Below are 21,195 nucleotides of genomic sequence, written 5' to 3'. Positions count from 1 at the left end.
ACCAGGATCCGGCCATGACTATTTCAACCGCCCCGCCCCCTCCAGCCAACCTGGCGCGCCTTTCAGCAACCATTCGGTAGCCGCGGGATTGTGTTTGATGCGGCTATCGAGAAACGCCACACCGATTGCCTGAATCGCGGCCACTTGCTTGGGATCCGGGGCCGGTTCGCCCGCCATCGAACTATGGACGCCACCGCCGGGCTTGGCGCCACCGTGCTTGTGCCCTCTGCTCTTGGGAGCATCGCCGGACGGGTCGCTGCCCTTGTCGGCTTTTTTCGATGGTCGGTTGAACAGCTCGGTACCGGACAAGGTCTTGTGCGTCGCTTTGTTCAGCTCCAACTGAACGCTGCCGGCCACCGTCACCGACTCGCCCAGCACCTGTCGCTGGCGATAGGAACTGACCCAGTTGAACGGATCTTCATCCTCCTGACCGGTCATCGACAGCACGGGCGCCGACATCTGGGCGAACAGCCCTGGCCGGGCACCGGCTTCCACATAAGGACTGAGCAACAACACCGCCTTGGGCTGAATCGCGACGCCCGACGTAGCGCCAGGTTCCAGCGCCCCGGCCAGTGCCTCAGCGGTCTGTGCCCCTAAATCAAAGCCGGCCACCACGACCTGGTCCCAGTCGATGGCCGCCAGTTGTGCGTCGCCTTTCGCGGCCCGGGCCCGAACCTCAGTCAGGACTTTCTGCAAGGTGGACAGCCTGTCGCGCAAGGCGGCGGCGGTGTAATGAGTGCTGGCCACGCCACGGAAGTCGCCATCCAACGCCTGCGCCGAGGCAAAAATCGACTGATCATAGGCGTGCCCTTGAACAGACAGCACCGCATAACCGGCTTGCGCCCAAGCCTTGCGCCACTCCACACCGCCCGAGGCCGGCTCACCCAACCCCGGCAAGTAGATAATCAACGGCAGGCGCTCATGGGTAGCCGGCGCCAACCAGGCCACATCCACCGATTGCTGATCGAGTTGCCAGATGGCGCCCCAACCGGTTGTTTCGTTGTGGGACGGTTGATAGGCGCTGGCCAGGTCTTTATTGACCAGCTCGGTGAATTCGATTCGCGGGTCTGGCGGATCGCCCGCGCAACCAGAGATCAATCCCAGGCTGCCCACTAAGGCGCCCACCGCTAGCCAGTAACGAGGTTGAAGATTCATTCGATTCACAAAGTCGTCAAGATCAAGATGGCTAGCAGCGTAACCGAGCCTCTGGCGAACGAGACACAAGGGCAGGTAAAGAATGGGTAAAGGGTGGCGGGAAAAGCTTGGGGGTTACGCGTCTGCGCTGCCGCTCCAGCCAAGAACCGATCCGCTGCCAGAAAAACACCCCATCAACGCCTGCAACCCCATCGGTTTGGCAAAATAGTAACCTTGGGCCTGTCCCGCCCCCATTTCACGCAGCAATTCGAGCGTCTCGGCGTCTTCGACCCCTTCGGCCACCACGCTCAGGTCCAGGGATTCGGCCATTCGCACAATCGCCCGGACAATCGCGCGACTGCGGGCACTGCTGGTCAGTTCGAGGATGAACGACTTGTCGATCTTCAAGCCGCTGAAACGGTATTGATGCACGTAGCTCAGGGATGAAAAGCCCGCACCGAAGTCATCGAGCACCACCGACATGCCGTTGTCGGCCAGCTGTTGCATGGTGCGTCGAGCCAGCGCCGGCTCCGCCACCAGGGCACCTTCGGTCAGTTCCAGGCAGATCCGCGACGGCGAGACCTGGTGCCGCGCCAGCAGTGCAAGCACATCGCTGGCGAAGTCCGGGCGCGTCATGCTGTAGCTCGAGCAATTGACGTGCACCGGTGGCCAGTGGGCGTGCTGGGGCTGGGCGAGGATCACGGCAATGCTGCTCAGCATGTACAGGTCCAGTCGACCGATCAGGCGCAATCCCTCGAAGTCCGGCAGAAACTCGCCCGGCGCGACCACCCGCCCGCCCGGCTGATGCCAGCGGACTAGCGCTTCAAGGGCCAGCAGCTCACCGCTTTCGACACTGACAATCGGCTGGAAATACGGCAGCAGTTCATCCGTGCGCTTGAGGGCGTTGCGCAAGGCCCCTTCACGCTCGACCTGGTCCGAGACTTCGCGGCGCACTTCCTGGTTGAACACCGCGTAGCTGTCGCGCCCGGCGCTCTTGACCCGGTACATCGCCGCATCGGCATCGCGCAGCAGGTCGGCCGGCTCCTGATGGAACTGGCTGTCGGCGCTGACAATACCGATACTGCAGGACGAAAAGACTTCATGGCCATTGATGAAAAACGGCAGGTCAAACGCCACCAGGATCCGTTCGGCAATGTCGATCACCCTGTCCAGCGGCGCCTCGGGAGCCAGTACCGAAAACTCATCACCGCCCAGGCGCGCCAGCATGTCGGAGTCACGCAGGCAACCGCGCAAACGGTCGGCGGCCTGCATCAGCAGCAGATCGCCGAAATGATGGCCGAGGCTGTCATTGACCATCTTGAAACGGTCGAGGTCGATGAACATCACCGCCAGGTGCCCGCCTTCGCTATCGAACCGTGACCAGGCCTGGTTGAGGCGCTGTTGCAGGTAGGTGCGGTTGGCTAGCCCGGTCAGCGCATCGTGGGAGTTTTCGTGTTGCAGCTTGGCATTGGCATGATCGAGTTCGCGGGTGCGGTTCTGCACCCGGGCTTCGAGCATGAGGTTGGCAGCGTGGATCGCTTCGGCGGCCGTGCGGCGCGACAGCGCGGTGTCGATGTGTCGCGACACGAACGTCAGTAACTCCTGGTCACGCAGGGTATAGCATACCTGCGAGGTGTAGCTCTGTACGGCAAGCACGCCCCGCACCACATCGCCATCGAACAAGGGAATGCCCAGCCAGGAGTAGGCACGGACAGACTCATGGGCCCTTTCGGTTTCGCCGCTCGCCGACAAGCGCTCGGACTCGCCGGCATCGATCAGGCAGGGTCGACGCTGGCGGATAACGTACTCGGTCAAGCCCCGGCGCCCGCGCCGGGCCACCGGGTGGGTGGTCAGTCGCTCATCGACATAGTAAGGAAAGGTCACTTCGCCGGTCGCGTCGTCGAACAGCGCAATGTAGAAGTTCTGCGCGAACAGCAACTCGCCGACGATGCCATGCAGGGTTTGAAACAACTCGGCCATGTCGCCCGGCTGGCTCGACAGTTCGGCTATCTGGAACAACGCGCTCTGCAGGTGTTCGGCGCGCTCGCGGTCAAGCACCTCCTGCCTCAGGGCATCGTTGAGTGCCGACAGCTCCAGGGTACGACGCATCACCGTCTCTTCCAGGTCCGCCCGGTGCAGGATCCGGTCCAATGCCATGGCCACGTGGCGGGCCACCACCAGAAACAGCGCGCGGTCTTCGGCACTGTAGATACGGGCCACGTCGTAGACCTGCATCGCCAGCATGCCAAACACTTCATCCGAGGCATTTTTCAAGGGTGCGCCCATCCAGAACTCGGGACGATCACCCACGCAGTGGAAACGGCCCTCGGCCTGGGCCGCGAGAATGCCGGCGGAGTCGATCAGCAGTGGCTGGCCGGTGGTCAACACCTGGCCGGTCAAGGACAGGTGCCCAGGGTCAAGGTATTCGTAGTTCTCGGCTTCAAGGGCATCCACGTCGATAATGTCGACGTAGTACGGGTAGTCGATCTTGCCACTGAGCGGGTCATACAGCGCGAGGTAGAAGTTCTCGGCGTCGATCAGGCTGGCCAGCAACTGGTGAACCCCCACCAGAAACACCGAACGGTCGCGGGTTGAACTGGCCAGGTAGGTAATCTCATACAACACACGCTGAGTGACCTGCGCACGGGCCAGGGTATTGGTCTGTACCTCAATGCCCAGGCGCTGGGCAAACTCGGCGAGCGCCGGTTCCGCGGCATCCTTGATGGGTGCGAGCAGCCAGCCCAGCACGTTTTCGCCTCTGCCCGTCGGCCAGCGGTGCAACTGGCGGGTCAGGCAAAAGGCGTCAAACGCTTCATGGGCGACGCTTGAGGGCCACTGCAGCGAGGGGTCGCCCTGCCCGACCCGGTGCATTTGTTCTCCGGCGCGGTAAACCACCCAGGCAGTGGTATGGGCCCAGTTGCGCGCTGAGTCCAGCAAGTCTTCGATCCTGTCCTCGTTGCCAACGTAGGCCATGCCAACCGTGCCCGGGGTCCCTTTTAGTTGAGAAGCGACAATATCGCAATCGTTCGATTGCAGCGGGGAGTCGGTCAATGGACGAACACTCATCAGCGCTCCCTGAGCCAAAAATTGAAGACACTCACTGATTACTAGCAATGTGCCTTCCAAGTAAAGCTTATAGCGCTTGTTTCAGACGTTTATTCGTTTGGGTGCCAACCGTGGCTGAAGCGCCCCCACGCAGATAGCATATTGCCTCTATTGGTTCGTTATGAGAATGACCGTCCGGCATGAGCTTTTTCAGAGCTGGCCGGTTGGGCCGCTCAGACCAGCCTGGCGCCCAGCGCTTCAGTGAAAATGGGGGGATTGATCGGACCGGGTGACAGCGTGTTGGCCCGTATCGGCGCCAACTCCAGGGCGAGGCCTCGGGCCAGCGCTTCCATTAGACGCGGACGCAGATTGTATCGGCGCCCGTGAGTCCGTCTTCAGAACGATCAGTTGGGATTTGTGGCTGTCGATGTCGATCGACTCAGCGCCACCGACTCATTCGAAAACACCTGCGCATCGGTGAATTTCTCCACCTCGACCCGATGGGGAAAGATCTTCTTCTCGACGAAAAGATCATCCACCTGCTGCAACGCCTGCAGATCCCTCGCCTCTACCGGCAACAACGACTCATCCCCCCAACGGCGCAGCAACTGAGAAACCTCGAGGGGAATATCATTGGCCTTGGCAAACACCCGCGCGTATTCCTCGGGATTTTTCCGCGCCCATTCAAAAGCCTTGGCGAAACGCTGCAACACATCGCCCAACGCCCTGCGCTTGAGGGGATCGGCAAGCACTTCATCGGACGCGGTGATAAAGGTCAGCCCGGTATTGATCCCCTCCCCGCTGATCAGCACCCTGGCGCCTTTCTGCTCGGCAAATGCCTGATAGACGCCGAAGGTGGCCCAGGCTTCGATCTTCCCGGCATTGAAGGCGGGTAACGCATCCGTGGGCAGGACAAAACCGACCTTGACGTCTTTCTCATCCACTCCGGCATTGGCCAGGGCACGAATCAGCAGGTACTGGGAAATACTGCCACGGGCGGACGAGACCACCACATTGTGCCCTTTCAGGTCCGCGACGGTGTGAATCGGTGAATCGGGTGGCACCAGGATCGCAATGCCCCGGGATTGGCTGCGGCGTACGGCAACGATACGCAAGGCCGTGCCCCCCGTGGCCGCGGCCAGTACCGGCGTGTCACCGGCCGGGCCCAGGTCCACCGCGCCGGCGCGCAAGGCTTCGAACAGCGGCGCGGCGCCCTGGAAGTTGGCCCATTCAACCTTGTAGTCGATGCCTTCCAGGGCGTGGGCCGCTTCTACCACCGTGCGCAAACCCTTGGCCTGATCACCCAGGATCAAGGTCACGCCCGATAAATCAGAATGGGTTTTCGGGGCCTCGGCCGTTTTATCACAGCCCCCCAGCAACAACGCGGCCGCCACCAGCATCAACACTCTCAACTCAACCATGGGCAAACCGCCGCAAGCCACTGGCAGCCGCTTGCCCCACCGCCGCCGGGACGTCCACTTCAACCCCGAGAAGACTCAGCAAGCGTGCCCGGATCGCCTGGAAGCCTTCCTGACCCGTGTCCCGCGCCCGAGGCAGATCGATGGTCAGCTGCTCGGCAATCTTGCCATGGGCCAGGACGATCACGCGGTCGGCCAGCAAAATCGCTTCGTCAACGTCGTGGGTGACCAGCAGCACGGCCGGCGTATGCTTGCGCCACAGTTCGATAATCAGCCGATGCATCTTGATCCGGGTCAAGGCGTCCAGCGCGGCGAAAGGTTCATCCAGCAACAGCAGCTTGGGTTCGCGCACCAGACCACGGGCCAACGCCACGCGCTGGGCCTCCCCACCGGAGAGCGTCGCCGGGTAGGCGTCCAGTCGATGGGCCAGCCCTACCTCCGTCAACGCCTGCACCGCGCGCTCCTTGGCGTCAGGAACACGCAGTCCGAGGATCACGTTTTTCCAGGCTCGCTTCCAGGGCATCAGCCGCGGCTCCTGAAACACGGCCGCCCGGGCCTTGGGCACGCGCAACTGGCCGCTGTCGATGCTGTCCAGCCCGGCCAGGCTGCGTAGCAAGGTGGTCTTGCCGGAGCCGCTGGCGCCCAGCAGTGCGACAAACTCGCCGGGGGCAATGTCCAGGTCCAGGCCGTCGATGACCCGTTGCTGGCCGAACTGGCGCACCACATTGCGCAACTGTACCGGTGCCGCCAAGGATTCGATATTCGACATGTCAGTTCCTCACGAAAGATGGGCGCCAGGCCAGGGCGAAACGTTCCAGGGTGCGGATCAGCCCATCGATCAGCAGGCCGAGGACGCTGTAGATCAGCAGGCAAATCACAATCACGTCGGTGCGCATGAAGTCCCGCGCATCGCTGGCCAGGAAACCGATACCGGCAGTGGTGTTGATTTGCTCGACGAACACCAGGGCCAGCCAGGAAATCCCCAGGGAGTAGCGCAGGCCGACAAAAAAAGAAGGCAACGAACCCGGCAGGATCACATGCCAGATCAACTCGCGGCGATTGAGCCCCAGGGTGTTGGCGGCCTCGATCAACTTGGGGTCGATGTTGCGGATACCGGAAAACAGGTTGAGGTAGACCGGGAAGGTGGTGCCGGTGACGATCAGCGCGATCTTGGTGAACTCGCCGATGCCGAACCAGAGGATGAACAACGGCACCAGGGCCAGGGAGGGAATGGTGCGCAGCATCTGCATCGGCGAATCGAGGATCACCTCGCCACGCTTGGACAGGCCGGTGATCAGCGCCGCCACCACGCCGATGCTGACACCAATGCCCAGCCCCAGCAGCGCCCGTTGCAGGGATACCAGCAGGTGCTTGCCCAACTCGCCGGAAACGATCATCGCCCACAAGGTACCGCCGATCTGCGACGGCGCGGCGATGATCCGTTGCGGGATCAGCCCCAGCTCGGAGGCCAACTCCCATACCAGCAGCAATACGATCGGGCTGACCAACCGCAATAACACCTCAGGGGTGCGCCAGTTGCGCAACCAGAGGGGCACCAGTCGTGACACACCTTCAGGCTCGCCCTGGAAGCGAGCCGCCTTGTCGACGGAAAACGAGCTGGCATTCAGGGGTTTTTCATTCATCGGGCTTCCGTCCTCACAAAAAACACGGCCAGGAGCGCCGTTGCAGCTTCATGCTAGTCGCATAAAAAACCTCAGTGAAATTCTTTTTGGGAATAACCTAATATGATTAAAAATAAGACATAAAATCAAAACAATAAATTATTTGCATAATCAAGCCAGCCTCGCCGCCCACGCCGACCTCGACCAACAAAATGCACATTTCTGATAAATAGCATTTCTTAAAATTCTATAAATTAATAATTAACTTAGAACAAAACGGCATTTTACAGCCCCGCCCCCGCCCCCCTACTTTCGACCCCTACAGAGCGCCCCTACCCACAAGGAACTGAGCATGAGCATTGAATTTATCGGCTACATCGGCGGCCACCACGCTTCGGAGATCCATCCCCGCAGTGGCCCGACCTTGCAACCCGACTACGTGGAAACCGTCGCTCGCGCCCACGAAGCGGCCGGCTTCGACCGTGCCCTGGTAGCCTTCCACTCCAACAGCCCGGACAGCACGCTCATCGCCTCCCACGCGGCCAGCGTGACCAAAAAACTGCAGTTCCTGATTGCCCATCGGCCCGGTTTTGCCCAGCCGACCCTGGCCGCTCGACAGTTCGCCACCCTGGACGTGTTCAACGGCGGGCGCACCGCCGTTCACATCATCACTGGTGGCGACGATCGCGAACTGCGGGCCGACGGCAGCCATATCGACAAGGACGAACGCTACGCCCGCACGGATGAATACCTGAGCGTGGTGCGCCAGGAATGGACCAGCGAGAAACCCTTTGCCCATGAAGGTACCTACTACCAGGTCGAGGGCGCGTATTCGACGGTGAAGTCGCCGCAACAGCCGCATATCCCGCTGTACTTTGGTGGTTCTTCAGCAGCGGCGATCGCCGTGGCCGGCAAGCATGCGGACGTGTATGCGCTGTGGGGGGAAACCTACGAGCAAGTGCGGGAAGTGGTGGCCCGGGTACGGGCTGAAGCCGCCAAACACGGACGGACGATTCGCTTCAGTTTGTCGTTGCGGCCGATCCTGGCCGAGACCGAGGAGCTGGCATGGCAACGTGCGGAGCAGATCCTGCAACAGGCTACCGCCCTGGCCGAGCAGAACGGTTTTGTCCGGCGCGAACCACCGAACGAAGGGTCTCGTCGCCTGCTGGCGGCGGCGGCCCAGGGTTCGAGGCTGGATAAACGCTTGTGGACCGGGATTGCCGGACTGCTGGGGGCACAGGGTAATTCGACGTCACTGGTGGGCACGGCGGAACAAGTGGCAGAGGCCCTGCTCGACTATTACGACCTCGGTATCACCACCTTCCTGATTCGCGGCTTCGACCCTCTCAATGATGCCATTGACTATGGCAAGCGCCTGATCCCCCTGACCCGCCAGTTGGTGGCGGAACGCGAGCGGCAAGCGGCTGAAAAGGTCGCATAGAGCGGCCTTTTTGAAAGCGTCGGGTTCGACCTTTTGTACTCGGGTTGATCCCCTTGCAAAACCCACCTTTCCCTCTCGGGAAGGGTGGGCATCAACTCACCCATGACCGATCAATGCTTGTAGTCGGTATCGGTACGTTCCAGTTGCCGAATCAACGCATTCCAATGCCGCGCCACCCCCGGCCCTTCCCCGCTCTTGAACACCTCGGCCTGCTTCTCAACCTTGGCCACCACCTCGGCCGGCGGAAAAATCAGTTCGGCATTCCCCGCCGCCTGCGCCGCGATCTGAATATTGCACGCCCGCTCCAGGCCCTGCAGTTGCTGGAACGCATGCTCGACACTGATCCCCGCCGTCAACAAGCCATGGTTGCGCAGGATCATCACGCTCTTGTCCCCCAGGTCCGCCACCAGGCGCTCACGCTCATCCAGGTCCAGGGCCACGCCCTCATAGCCGTGGTAAGCCACCCGCCCGGAAAAGCCGATGGAGTGTTGGGAAATCGGCAACAACCCACCCTTCTGTGCCGACACCGCAATGCCGTCGCGGGTATGGGTGTGCAACACCGCTTGCAGGTCAGGACGGGCAGCATGGATGGCGCTGTGGATCACATAACCGGCGTAGTTGATGCCCAGCCCGGTCGGGTCATCGACGAGGGTGCCATCGATGTCGACCTTGACCAGGTTGGAGGCGCTGATTTCATCGAACAGCAGGCCGAAGGCATTGATCAGGAAATGCTCCTCGGGTCCCGGCACCCGGGCAGAGAAATGGGTGTAGATGTGATCGGTCCACTTGTACAAGGCCGCCAGCCGATAGGCCGCAGCCAGCTTGACACGGACCTCCCACTCTTCTGCAGTGACCCGCAGTCGGACATTGTTCGAAACGCTGGATAACGGACTGACGCTGCTCATGGCAAAACTTCCTGGATGGCCTTAAGGACTTCCAGGCAAGCCTATGGGATGGGAAAAAATAATAAAAAGCACATTTTAATCTAAGCTAATTATTATTTTTTTTCATATCCAGCAGCGCAATCATGCGGCGTTTCTGACTTTGTGCAACGACGCCGCCACCCGTTTGCCAAAGGCATCCACCGGCCCTTGCAGGTTGCCGAGGAAGTGCGGGTAGATCAGCCACAGGTCCATCACCGGCTTGAAATCCTTGAGGGGCATGACCGCCAGTTGCTCGCGATGGACGCTGCGTTCCAGCAACGGCCGCGGCACCAGGCCCAGCCCCAGGCCGTCAGCCACCAAGCCCAACTGCAACTCGGTACCGAAGGTTTCCAGGTTGACCCGCAAGGCCAGGCCCTGGTCCGACAGGGTGCGTTGCAGCCCGGCCCGGAAGCCGCAGCCATCGGGATTGAGAATCCAGCCGTTCTGGTAGACATCCGCCAGCTTGCACGGGCGCTTGGGCAACTGGGCCTTGGCGCACACCACCACCAGCTCCATCTTACCGATGGATTCACCGATGATGTTGTCCGGGAAGATCTTGCCCGCCGGAAACAGCGCCGCCGCCGCGTCCAGTTCACCGCGCTCGATCTTGCCGACCAACTGGCTGCCCCAGCCCGTGGCCACCTGGGCGCGCAGATCGGGGTATTCGGTGCGCAGGTGCTTGAGGGCGTCCAGCAGCACCACGTCACCGATGGTTTGCGGCACACCCAGGCGCAACAACCCGGTGGGCGGTGCATCGGTGGCCACCAACTCGCGCAATGCATCCATCTCCCGCAGGATCAGACGGCACTGTTCATACACCCGGGTTCCGATCAGCGTAGGCTTGAGAGGCTTGGTGTTACGGTCGAACAACTCCACTCCGAGCGCCTGCTCGAAGTTCTGCACGCGGCGGGTGATCGCCGGCTGGGTCAGTTGCAACGACTCGGCGGCATGGCTGATGGACTGGCAACGAATCACTTCGACAAAGGCATCGATATCGTCAATTTTCATTTGGGCCGCACATAGAGAACAGTCATTAAGATGTGTGAAAAGCATAGTTACATAAACGCCGCCTGGATAGCCCACCCGCCCTATCGATAACGCCTAACGCTATTCAAACCGGTTCTAAATTACTTTCAGCTATAACCTAATCATTAAAAAATAGCATATTAACTATAAACATTATGCTTAGATAACCCATCACCACGAACCACCCACGATGGAACTGCCATGACCCAGGCCCGACACCCGGAGAGACTCAGAGCATTTATAGGCGCCCTGGCGGAATTGATCGACGGCAACCCTCGCGAAGGCGATCTGCTGCACCGCGGCGGCAAGCTGTTGGCGCAACTGGTCAGCCATGATGACTGGCTGCCGGACGAATTTGCCCAGCCCAGCCCCGAGCGCTATCAGCAATTTCTGCTGCATGCCGATTCTCGGCAGCGTTTCAGCATCGTCAGCTTTGTGTGGGGACCGGGACAAAGCACGCCGATTCATGATCATCGGGTGTGGGGGCTGATCGGCATGCTGCGCGGCGCCGAGTATTCCCAAGGGTTCGAACGCAACACCGACGGCACGTTGAGCGCCGAGGGCAAACCGATCCGGCTGGAACCGGGCCAGGTCGAGGCCGTCTCGCCGAAGATCGGTGACATCCATCAAGTCAGCAATGCCTTTGCTGACCAGGTGTCCATCAGCATCCATGTCTACGGCGCCAATATCGGTGCCGTGCGCCGTGCGGTGTATCAGCCCGACGGCAGCGAGAAACTGTTTATTTCCGGTTATTCCAACGCCTTTCTCCCGAACATCTGGGATTTGTCCAAAGAGAGCCCTGCCCAATGAGCACTGTATCGAACCGCACCTTCGCCCAGATTCGCCAGGCCCTGTTGGACCATGAAGAAGTCGCCCTCGTCGATGTACGCGAGGAAGCACCTTTCGCCGAATCCCACCCTCTGTTCGCCGCCAATATCCCGCTGTCCAAACTGGAGCTGGAGGTTTACTCGCGCATCCCCCGCCGCGATACCCAGGTGACGGTCTACGACAACGGCGAAGGCCTGGCGAACATCGCCGCCGAACGCTTGCAGGCGCTCGGCTATACCCGGGTCAGCCTGCTGGCGGGCGGTCTTGATGGTTGGCGCCGCGCCGGTGGCGAGCTGTTTATCGACGTCAACGTGCCCAGCAAGGCCTTCGGCGAGCTGGTGGAAAGCCGCCGCCACACCCCGTCCCTGGCGGCGGAAGAAGTCCAGGCGCTGCTCGACAGCGAGGCCGATGTGGTGGTGCTCGATGCCCGGCGTTTTGATGAGTACCAGACTATGAGTATTCCCACTGGCATCAGCGTCCCCGGCGCCGAGCTGGTGTTACGCGCCCGCGAGCTGGCGCCGGATCCGGCCACCCATATAATCGTCAACTGCGCCGGGCGCACCCGCAGCATCATCGGCACCCAGTCGCTGATCAATGCCGGCATCGCCAATCGGGTATTCGCCCTGCGCAACGGCACCATCGGCTGGACCCTCGCCGGCCAGACGCTGCAGCACGGTCAGTCGCGACGCTTCGCCCCCACCTCGGAAGAACATCGCCAGGTCGCCGCCCAGGAAGCTCGCCGCGTTGCCGACAAGGCCCACGTGGGCCGCGCCACCCTGGCCGACCTGCAAGGCTGGCAGCAGCAAACGGCGCGCACCACCTACCTGTTCGACGTACGCACCCCGGAAGAATACGAAGCCGGTCACCTGCCCGGCGCCCGCTCGACGCCGGGCGGCCAACTGGTGCAGGAAACCGACCATGTCGCCAGCGTGCGCGGTGCGCGCCTGGTGCTGGCCGATGACGACGGTGTAAGGGCCAATATGTCCGCCTCCTGGCTCGCCCAACTGGGTTGGGAAGTGCATGTACTGGATGACCTGCAACCGGCTCATTTCAGCGAGCAAGGCCCGTGGCAGGCACCGGTCCCGGCACCTCGGCAGGCCGAAGTCATCAGCCCGCAGACCCTGGCCGAGTGGTTGACCCACGGCGACACCGCCGTACTCGACTTCACCAGCAGCGCCAACTACGTCAAACGCCACATCCCCGGCGCCTGGTGGGCCCTGCGCGGGCAATTGCCGCAAGCCCTGGCCAAGGTGCCGGCGACGCAACGCTATGTGCTGACCTGTGGCAGCAGCCAACTGGCACGCCTGGCGGTGGCCGAAGTCGAGGCCCTGACCGGCAAGCAGGTGTTCCTGCTGCAAGACGGCACCGCCAGCTGGATTGCCGCACAACTGCCGCTGGAAGAAGGCGAGAGTCACCTCGCCTCGCCGCGCATCGACCGCTATCGCCGCCCCTATGAAGGCACCGACAACCCAAGGGAAGCCATGCAGGCCTACCTGGACTGGGAGTTCGGCCTGGTGGAGCAACTGGCCCGCGACGGCACCCATGGCTTTTTCGTGATCTGAGCCCTCCAGGCTTCTGCACCGCATGCCGGGCAGCGCCGTTTGCCATACCACACATTGAATTCAGCCCGACCCCTTTCTCCAGGCGGAGGTGACACGAAACATCAAGCTTCGCCTGGAGCACGCTGTCATGCGCTTTACCCAACCGTTCAAGCACCTGCTGCTCGCCTGCGCCCTCGCGTTCGGCGCGGCGAGCCACGCCGCCGACCTGCAACCGCTGTTGGTGGCCAATCAAAAGTCGACGATCAAAGTGCTGCTGGAGGTCTCCGGCGAACTGGCCGACGTGCCCTACGAGATCCAGTTTTCCGAGTTCCCCGCCGCCGCCCCGCTGGGTGAAGCACTGAATGCCGGTGCCGTGGATATCGGCGCCTTGGGCGATGCACCCTATGTCTTCGCCCTCGGTGCCGGTGCGCCGCTGAAGGTGGTGAGCATCATCCACGCCGAGGGGCGCTACACCACGGCCATGCTCACGCTGAAGGATTCGCCGCTGAACACTGCCGCTGATCTCAAGGGCAAGCGTATCGTCACCACCCGCGGCTCCATCGGCCACTTCCTGGCGATCAAGGCGCTGCGCAGTGTCGGCCTGAGCACCCAGGACGTGCAATTCATCTACCTGCTACCCAGCGAGTCGCGCCTGCTGCTGGACAACGGCAGCGCCGACGCCTGGGCGACCTGGGATCCCTACACCACCATCGCCACCACCCAGAGCCAGGCCAAGGTCCTGGTCAGTGGTGACAGCCTGCTGACCAACCACTTGTACCTCGCGGCCACCAGCCAGGCCATTGCTGGCAAGCGCCAGCAACTGGACGACTTCGTTGCCCGGGTCGATCGCGCCTATCGCTGGAGCAATGCCCATCCCGAAGCCTACGCCGCCGCCCTGGCCAAGGTCACCGGCCTGCCCCTGGCGGTGCATATAGCCGTCGCCAAGGCCACCCATATGCAACCGGTGGAGATCGACGACGCGGTGATCAGCGGCCTGCAAACCACCGCTGACATCTACCAGGAAGAAGGGCTTCTCACCCGACACATCGACGTCTCCCAAGGCTTCGACAAGAGCTTCAACGCCCAGCGTGCCCCCTTTACCCAAGCTTCTCGATAAACAGCCGTCCCGCTAAAGGAGTGAGAACATGAGCAAACGCCAACTGAAACTCGGTGCGATGGTCCATGGCGTCGGCCATGGCTGGGGCGAATGGCGCCATCCGCAGGCCCAGCCCAACGCCAGTGTCAACTTCGGCTTCTACAAGCAGCAGACACAACTGGCGGAAGGCGCGAAGTTCGACTTCGTGTTCATTGCCGACAGCCTGCATATCCATGAAAAATCCAGCCCCCACTACCTCAACCGCTTCGAACCGCTGACCATCCTTTCGGCCCTGGCGGCGCTGACATCGCACATCGGCCTGGTGGCGACCGTGACCGTCAGCTACACCGAACCCTTCCAGGTGGCGCGCCAGTTTGCCTCCCTTGACCATATCAGTGGCGGCCGCGCCGGCTGGAACGTGGTGACCTCCTGGCTCAGCGGCACCGCCGACAACTTCGGCAAGGCCGAGCACCCGCCCCATGCCGTGCGCTATCGCATCGCCAAGGAGCACGTGGAAGTGGTCAAGGGCCTGTGGGACTCCTGGGAGGACGACGCCTTCGCCTATAACAAGCAAAGCGGCGAGTTCTTCACCCCCGGCAAGCTGCATGCCCTGGAACACAAGGGTGAGTTTTTCTCGGTCAAGGGCCCGCTGAACATCGCCCGTTCCCGCCAGGGTCAACCGGTGATTTTCCAGGCCGGCACCTCCGAGGCCGGGCGTAACTTTGCCGCCGAGAATGCCGATGCGATTTTTGTCCACGCCGAGAACTTCGACGAAGCCCGTGCCTATGCCCAGGACCTGAAAAAGCGCGCCCGTGGTTTTGGCCGCGATGCCGATCAGCTGTCGATCCTGCCGGGCATCCGGCCGATTGTCGGCCGCGATGAAGCCGAGGTGGAAAGCCGCTATCAACAAGCCGTGGAACTGGTGACCGTCGAGGATGCCATCGTGGCCCTGGGTCGGCCGTTCAACGATCATGATTTCAGCCAATATCCGCTGGACGCGCCGTTCCCCGAACTGGGCGACCTGGGCTCCAACAGCCAGAAAGGCGGCTCTGACCGCATCAAACAGCTGGCCCGGGACGAAGGCCTGACGTTGCGGGAAGTGGCGCTGCGCTTTTCGCGCCCCAAGCGTGATTTCGTCGGCACCCCGGAGCAGGTCGCCGACGCGATCCAGACCTGGTTCGAAGCGGGCGCGGCCGACGGTTTCATTATCAACTCGCTACTGCCGGATGGCTTGCAGTCCTTCACCGAGCAGGTCGTGCCCGTGTTGCAGCAACGTGGTCTGTTTCGCAGCGAATACAGCGGCGTCACCCTGCGCGACAACCTCGGCCTGGAGGTCCCGGCCAATCGCCATAGCCTCGCCCTTGAATCCGAAGCGCAACAGGAGGCACTGGCCTGACCATGATGAACACGATCATCCAGGGACAGCTCAATCGTCGCGGTTTCCTGACCGCCAGCTCCGTAGCCTTGGCCGCACTGGGGTTGTCGACCCTGGTGCCACGGGCGCTGGGGGCCACGGCAAAACTTTCGGAGCTGACCCTCGCCGTCGCCAGCTACCGTGGCCAGGACTCCTATTTCACCGACGATGCCGGCACCTCCGATACCCCCTACAAAGTCGACTATGCGGAATTTGCCGGCGGCAACCTGATTGTCGAGGCCTTGGCTTCAGGCAGCCTGGACATCGGCGGCATGAGTGAAATCCCGCCGATCTTCTCGATCCAGAGCCATCGCGAGCCCAAGCTGATCGCCGTCCTTCAAGGCGACGTGAACAACCAGGTGATCCTGATCCCCAAGGACTCGAAACTGGAATCCGTCGAGCAACTGAAGGGCAAGCGGGTGGGCTATGTGCGCTCCACCACGTCCCACTACTTTTTGATCAAGGCCCTGAAGGAACAAGGGCTGACCTTGAACGACATCACCGCCGTGGCGCTCACCCCACAAGATGGTTTCAGCGCGTTCCAGAGCGGCCAGCTGGACGCCTGGGTGATCTACGGCGTGTTTATCCAATTGGCGAAATTTCGCAGTGGCGCCCGGGTACTGAAAACCGCCCTGGGCTACCTCTCGGGCAACTACCTGATCGCGGCCCGCCCCGCCGCCCTGGAGGACCCTCTGCGCAAACAGGCGATCCAGGACTACCTGCAGCGCGAAGCGCGCACCCTGGAGTGGATGAACAACAACCCCGAGCCCTGGGCCGTGAAATCGGCGCAACTGCTGGGGGTGGATAAAGCGGTGTTCCTCGACATGTACAACAGCCGCAGCCAGCCCTACAAGCTGATCGAAGTGAATGAACAGGCCATCGCTTCGCAGCAGGAAGTGGCGGATCTGTTTTTCAGCGCCGGGGTATTGAGCCAGCGGTTGGATGTCAGCCCGTTGTGGGATCGGCAGTTCAAGTTGCTGCCGATATAAACACTATTTTGATCGAGTGAGCCGACCATGAGCCTTTCCTCTCAACAAACGCCACTGCTGCGCTCGGTGGCAGTGGCCAATTTCGAAGCCTTGCTGGAACGCATCAGCAGTCAGTTGGCCGCCACCGCTCATCTTTACGACGAAAGCGGCGCCTTCCCCCATGACAATTTCAAGCTGTTGCACGAACACGGCCTGGTGGCCCTGACCGTGCCCAAGGCCCTGGGCGGTGGCGGCGCCAACCTGGCCCAGGCGCGCAAGGCCATCAGCGCCATTGCCAAGGGCGAGCCCTCCACCGCCTTGATCCTGGTGATGCAGTACCTGCAACACACCCGTTTGCAGGACAGCAAAACCTGGCCTCCGGCCTTGCGTACGCAGGTGGCCGAGGACGCGGTGAGCAAGGGGGCGCTGATCAACGCCTTGCGCGTCGAGCCGGACCTCGGTACACCAGCCCGTGGCGGCCTGCCGGCGACCATCGCGCGCCGCACCTCTGCCGGCTGGCGGATCAGCGGGCGCAAGATCTACTCCACCGGCAGCCACGGTCTGACCTGGTTCAGCGTCTGGGCCCGCAGCAACGATGAAGACCCGCTGGTCGGTGCCTGGCTGGTGCACAAGGACACGCCCGGCATCAGCATCATCGAGGATTGGGAGCATCTGGGCATGCGCGCCACCTGCAGCCACGAGGTGGTATTCGACAATGTCCTGGTGCCGCTGGATCACGCCGTCAGCGTCATCCCCTGGAGCGCACCGCAACCCGAGCTGGATGGCGACGGTTTCCTGTGGATGTCGGTACTGCTTTCATCGGTCTACGACGCCGTTGCCCAAGCGGCTCGGGACTGGCTGGTGGGCTGGCTGGAACAACGCAAGCCCTCCAACCTCGGCGCGGCACTCTCGACCCTGCCGCGCTTCCAGGAGACCGTCGGGCATATCGACACCTTGCTGTTCGCCAACCGCAGCCTGCTCGATGCCGCGGCTGAGGGACACACGCCCACGAGCAACGCCGCGCAACTGAAATTCCTGGTCACCGGCAACGCCATCCGTGCCGTCGAACTGGCCATCGAGGCGTCCGGCAATCCCGGCCTGTCACGCCACAACCCCTTGCAACGGCATTACCGCGACGTGCTCTGCAGTCGCGTTCACACGCCGCAGAACGATGCCGTGCTGCAAGGTGTCGGCAAAGCCGTCTTCGCCCAGCGCCAGCCAAAGGAACGCCCATGAGCCAGCTTGTGATTGCCAGCCAATTGGATGAAGACCTCAACGAGGTGGTCCGCCAGCGCCTCGCCCAAGCGCACCCTGGCGTGCGCCTTATCGGCGTCCCGGCCGGGGTACCCAGCGACCTGGCACCCGAGGTCAGTATCCTGCTGGCGCGGCCGATCAATGTACGCGGCTACCTGGCGCCGGACACCCCACCGCCGGGCTGGCCCTATGGGTTGAAATGGATTCAGGTGGTGTCTTCCGGTATCGACTTCTACCCCAAATGGTTCTTCGACGGCCCACCGGTGAGTACGTCACGGGGCAGCGCCGCCGAGAACATCGCCGAATTCGCCCTGGCCGCGATCTTCGCCGCCGCCAAGCGTCTACCGGACATCTGGGTGCATGACTCACAGTGGAATTTCACTGCGCTGACACCGCTCAAGGGCACCACCCTGGGGATTCTCGGCTTTGGTGCCATCGGTAGCAGCCTCGCGGCCAAGGCCCACGCCCTGGGCATCAAGGTGCTGGCGTTGCGTCAGAGCCAGACGCCCTTCGAGGTGGAAGGTGTCGAGGCCGCGCGGGATATCCATGACCTGTTTGCCCGCGCCGATCACCTGGTGCTGGCCGCCCCCCTGACCGGCGCGACCCGGCATATCGTCAACACTGCCGTGCTCGCCAGCGCCAGGCCCGGCCTGCATCTGATCAACATCGCGCGTGGTGGCCTGCTTGACCAGGGAGCGTTGCTTGAAGCACTGGAGAACGGAACGATCGGCCTCGCCTCGCTGGACGTCACCGAGCCCGAACCGCTGCCGGACGGACATCCGTTCTATGCCCATCCACGGGTTCGTATGTCACCCCATACGTCGGCGATTTCCAGCAACAGTGGTCACGAAATTGCCGACAGTTTCCTCGCCAATCTCGAGCGCGTCCTCAACGGCCTGACACCAGAGAACCTGGCGAACGTGCAGCGCGGGTACTAGGCACTCCCCATCGTTTGTCATCGCGGGCAAGTCGCGTTTCCACGGGTTATCCATCCCCTGTGGGAGCGTGGCTTGCCCGCGATTGCGTTTTGATTGCCCCACAACAACATCAGAGTTACGCATCTAAATTACAAACTTAATGCCCGTTTTTTATAATTAACTTATAACTAATCGGACTTTTACAGCCGCTTACTATACAAATACTGTTACAACCATCACCGACCCCTGACCAGGTGGAGGCCCACGGAACTGCACGCTTTTCCGGCCGACACCACTCCACGGTCAACCGCCACAGCCAAACCTGAAACCGACTCAAACCGCCGCTGCCATGGCTTTCGGATCATGGCCCCGGCAACGCTTTGCCCAAAAAAACATAACGACACCAACGTCACTTCTACACACCAGGGGTTCACCATGCACGACACCTTCACTTCAAACCGTCTGACGCTGGCCATATCGTTGGCTCTGTTCGGATTGTCGGCCCACGCCGACGAAGACACCAAGGAGGGAGCCCTCCCCGTTGTCACGGTCACGGCCGAACACCACGCCGAGGACTTGCAAAAGACCCCGCTGGCGATCTCCGCGTTCGACGAAAAAGCCCTTGAAGACAAGCAGATCAAAAGTATCCGCGACCTCTCCGGGCAAGTGCCGAACCTGACCTTGAGCCGCCAGTCGATCTCCTATAGCGCGCAGACCTACGGCATTCGCGGCATCGGCGAGACCGATCCGATCCAGGAGTCCGCCGTCGCGGTCTACGCCGATGACCTGTATATCCCACGGGCGATTTCCTCGATGCTCGACTTCAACGACGTCGAGCGCGTCGAAGTTTTGCGCGGCCCTCAAGGTACGCTGTATGGGCGCAACAGCAGCGCCGGGGCCATCCGGGTGATCACCCGCGACCCGACCCAGGAAACCCGGGGTTTCTTCGAACTCGGCGCCGGCAACTACGACGCGCAGAACGCCCGCCTGCTGATCAGTGGTCCGCTGGTGGACAACGCATTATTCGGCAGTTTTTCGGCGATTCGCCTGAGCCGGGACGGCACCGTCTCCGACCCCACCCGTGGCAAGGACGTGAACAACATCGATATACAGTCCTACCGCGGCAAGCTGCGCTTCAATCCCATCGATTCGCCGTGGGACGTGCAACTGACCCTGGCCGGCACCTTCGACCGTGGCGACACCACCAGCTACACCCCTTTTGATGCCAACGGCCACTTCGACAAATTCAAGAGTTACAGCAGCCTCGACCCAAAGAACCGCCTCGATCAGGGCAGTTCGGTACTGCGCGCAATCTATGCGATCGATGACCACTTGAACTTCAAATCGGTGACCGCCTATTCCGCGTTCAACCAGCCTGTGGACTATGACAACTCGGGACAGGCAGCACTGATTCAGAACAGCCTGATCACCTACAAGCAGGACTACGCCACCCAGGAGTTCCAGCTCAACGGCAACTACGACGATTTCAGTTTCAGCACCGGCCTGTACCTGTACCGCGAAAAGTTCGACGCCGAGCGCGACAGCTTGACCTACTCGATTGCGCGCAACCAAGTGATCGGCCAGGGGCAATACAGCACAACTACCACCGAAAGCTACGCGCTGTATGGCCAGGGCAGTTACAAAATCACGCCCCAGCTGTCGCTGATCGCCGGGCTACGCTTTACCCGCGAGCACAAGAACTTCGACTACACCAACTACATCGTCAACACCAACCGGCAGATCACCGGCATCAACTTCACCGCCGACGCGAGCAAGTCCTGGCAATCCACCAGTCCGAAACTCGGCGTCGAATACGCCTGGACAGCGCATCTGAATCAGTACGCCTACGTCGCCAAAGGTTTCAAAGCCGGTGGCTATGACAACCGCGCGCCGACCCTGGCCGCCGCCGAACAGGCCTTCTCCCCGGAAGACGTCACCACCTGGGAAACCGGCTTCAAAGGTGACTTCTTCGACCAACGCCTGCGGGCCAACGTCGCCCTGTTCTACAACGACTACAAGGACCTGCAGACCAACGCCTACGACCCGGCGCTGGGCGTGAGCCTACGGACCAATGTCGGTCGGGCCCACACCTACGGCGTCGAGCTGGAAACCCTGACTGCACTGACCAGCGACCTGCAACTGACCGCCAACCTCGGCTATCTGCAAAGCAAGTATGACGACTTCGCAAATGCCGGCGGCGCCGGCGTCAATGCCGACGGCAAGCAGTTGGTGTACTCGCCACGCTGGAACGCCAGCGTCGGCCTCAACTACACCATCCCGATCGGGCTGCCCGGCACCTTGCAGGCCGGCACCGACGCGCAATTCCAGACCAAGTCCTACGCCAATGCGCTGAACGATGATATCCAGGAAATCCCGACACAAACCTTCTGGAACGCCCACACCAACTATGTCAGCGGCGACGGTCACTGGACCACCACGCTGTCGGTGAAGAACCTGCTGGACCGGGCCTATCCGCAAGCGGTCGGTTATGTGCCGTCCAGTGGCGCCCGCTACTACTCGATCAACGATCCGCGAACCCTGTTGTTGTCGGTGCGCTACGATCTCTGA

16 protein-coding genes are annotated in these 21,195 nt (G+C 61.7%); 9 read left to right on the top strand and 7 right to left on the bottom strand.

What is annotated here, in order from left to right; translation table 11 throughout:
- Positions 1-18: 18 nt before the first annotated feature.
- From M5C71_RS25115 to M5C71_RS25095, 5 genes are all read right to left on the bottom strand, one after another.
- Positions 19-1,155, bottom strand: a complete 1,137-nt coding sequence (locus tag M5C71_RS25115) for an alpha/beta hydrolase (protein WP_248768963.1) — start codon at positions 1,153-1,155, stop codon at positions 19-21.
- 114 nt (positions 1,156-1,269) lie between these two features.
- A complete protein-coding gene (locus M5C71_RS25110) occupies positions 1,270-4,200 on the bottom strand; it encodes an EAL domain-containing protein (protein ID WP_103498415.1) in 2,931 nt (976 codons plus the stop codon).
- A 383-nt stretch (positions 4,201-4,583) separates the two neighbouring features.
- Entirely contained in the window at positions 4,584-5,600 is a 1,017-nt protein-coding gene (locus M5C71_RS25105) for an ABC transporter substrate-binding protein (protein ID WP_248768962.1), read from the bottom strand.
- Positions 5,593-6,366, bottom strand: coding sequence for an ABC transporter ATP-binding protein (locus M5C71_RS25100; protein WP_248768961.1), 774 nt, complete (start codon positions 6,364-6,366; stop codon positions 5,593-5,595). Before M5C71_RS25100 ends, M5C71_RS25105 begins: the two co-directional genes overlap by 8 nt.
- A 1-nt stretch (position 6,367) precedes the next feature.
- Positions 6,368-7,240, bottom strand: a complete 873-nt coding sequence (locus tag M5C71_RS25095; RefSeq protein ID WP_248768960.1) for an ABC transporter permease — start codon at positions 7,238-7,240, stop codon at positions 6,368-6,370.
- A gap of 331 nt (positions 7,241-7,571) precedes the next feature.
- On the opposite strand from M5C71_RS25095, the gene M5C71_RS25090 reads away from it, so the two are divergent.
- Positions 7,572-8,660 carry an LLM class flavin-dependent oxidoreductase gene (locus M5C71_RS25090; RefSeq protein WP_103498419.1) on the top strand — a complete coding sequence of 363 codons (1,089 nt, stop codon included), beginning with the start codon at positions 7,572-7,574 and terminating at the stop codon, positions 8,658-8,660.
- 110 nt (positions 8,661-8,770) lie between these two features.
- On the opposite strand, the gene M5C71_RS25085 is transcribed toward M5C71_RS25090, so the two are convergent.
- A complete protein-coding gene (locus tag M5C71_RS25085; RefSeq protein WP_177098658.1) occupies positions 8,771-9,565 on the bottom strand; it encodes a class II aldolase/adducin family protein in 795 nt (264 codons plus the stop codon).
- Between the two features lie 120 nt (positions 9,566-9,685).
- Positions 9,686-10,591 (bottom strand): LysR family transcriptional regulator, encoded by a 906-nt coding sequence (locus M5C71_RS25080; RefSeq protein ID WP_103498421.1) that lies wholly within the window; start codon positions 10,589-10,591, stop codon positions 9,686-9,688.
- A 219-nt stretch (positions 10,592-10,810) separates the two neighbouring features.
- Between M5C71_RS25080 and M5C71_RS25075 the strand changes: the two genes are divergently transcribed.
- From M5C71_RS25075 to M5C71_RS25040, 8 genes are all read left to right on the top strand, one after another.
- Positions 10,811-11,419: a cysteine dioxygenase gene (locus M5C71_RS25075; protein WP_103498422.1), complete on the top strand. Its 609-nt coding sequence runs from the start codon at positions 10,811-10,813 to the stop codon at positions 11,417-11,419.
- Positions 11,416-12,999 carry a rhodanese homology domain-containing protein gene (locus M5C71_RS25070; protein WP_248768959.1) on the top strand — a complete coding sequence of 528 codons (1,584 nt, stop codon included), beginning with the start codon at positions 11,416-11,418 and terminating at the stop codon, positions 12,997-12,999. The genes M5C71_RS25075 and M5C71_RS25070 overlap by 4 nt, the downstream gene beginning before the upstream one ends.
- Positions 13,000-13,126: 127 nt before the next feature.
- A complete protein-coding gene (locus M5C71_RS25065; protein ID WP_248768958.1) occupies positions 13,127-14,095 on the top strand; it encodes an ABC transporter substrate-binding protein in 969 nt (322 codons plus the stop codon).
- A 28-nt stretch (positions 14,096-14,123) separates the two neighbouring features.
- On the top strand, positions 14,124-15,470 hold the full coding sequence (locus M5C71_RS25060; protein ID WP_152740770.1) for an LLM class flavin-dependent oxidoreductase: 1,347 nt from the start codon (positions 14,124-14,126) through the stop codon (positions 15,468-15,470).
- Between the two features lie 2 nt (positions 15,471-15,472).
- Positions 15,473-16,477, top strand: a complete 1,005-nt coding sequence (locus M5C71_RS25055; protein WP_103498426.1) for an ABC transporter substrate-binding protein — start codon at positions 15,473-15,475, stop codon at positions 16,475-16,477.
- Between the two features lie 27 nt (positions 16,478-16,504).
- On the top strand, positions 16,505-17,692 hold the full coding sequence (locus M5C71_RS25050) for an acyl-CoA dehydrogenase family protein (protein ID WP_248768957.1): 1,188 nt from the start codon (positions 16,505-16,507) through the stop codon (positions 17,690-17,692).
- Positions 17,689-18,648 carry a D-isomer specific 2-hydroxyacid dehydrogenase family protein gene (locus M5C71_RS25045; protein WP_248768956.1) on the top strand — a complete coding sequence of 320 codons (960 nt, stop codon included), beginning with the start codon at positions 17,689-17,691 and terminating at the stop codon, positions 18,646-18,648. The genes M5C71_RS25050 and M5C71_RS25045 overlap by 4 nt, the downstream gene beginning before the upstream one ends.
- A gap of 414 nt (positions 18,649-19,062) precedes the next feature.
- A complete protein-coding gene (locus M5C71_RS25040) occupies positions 19,063-21,195 on the top strand; it encodes a TonB-dependent receptor (RefSeq protein ID WP_248768955.1) in 2,133 nt (710 codons plus the stop codon).

Source organism: Pseudomonas sp. MWU12-2345, from assembly GCF_023242385.1.
Classification (GTDB): Bacteria; Pseudomonadota; Gammaproteobacteria; order Pseudomonadales; family Pseudomonadaceae; genus Aquipseudomonas; species Aquipseudomonas gingeri_D.
The sequence above is the reverse complement of the archived record's forward strand: the minus strand, read 5'-3'. Positions and strand labels throughout refer to the sequence as shown.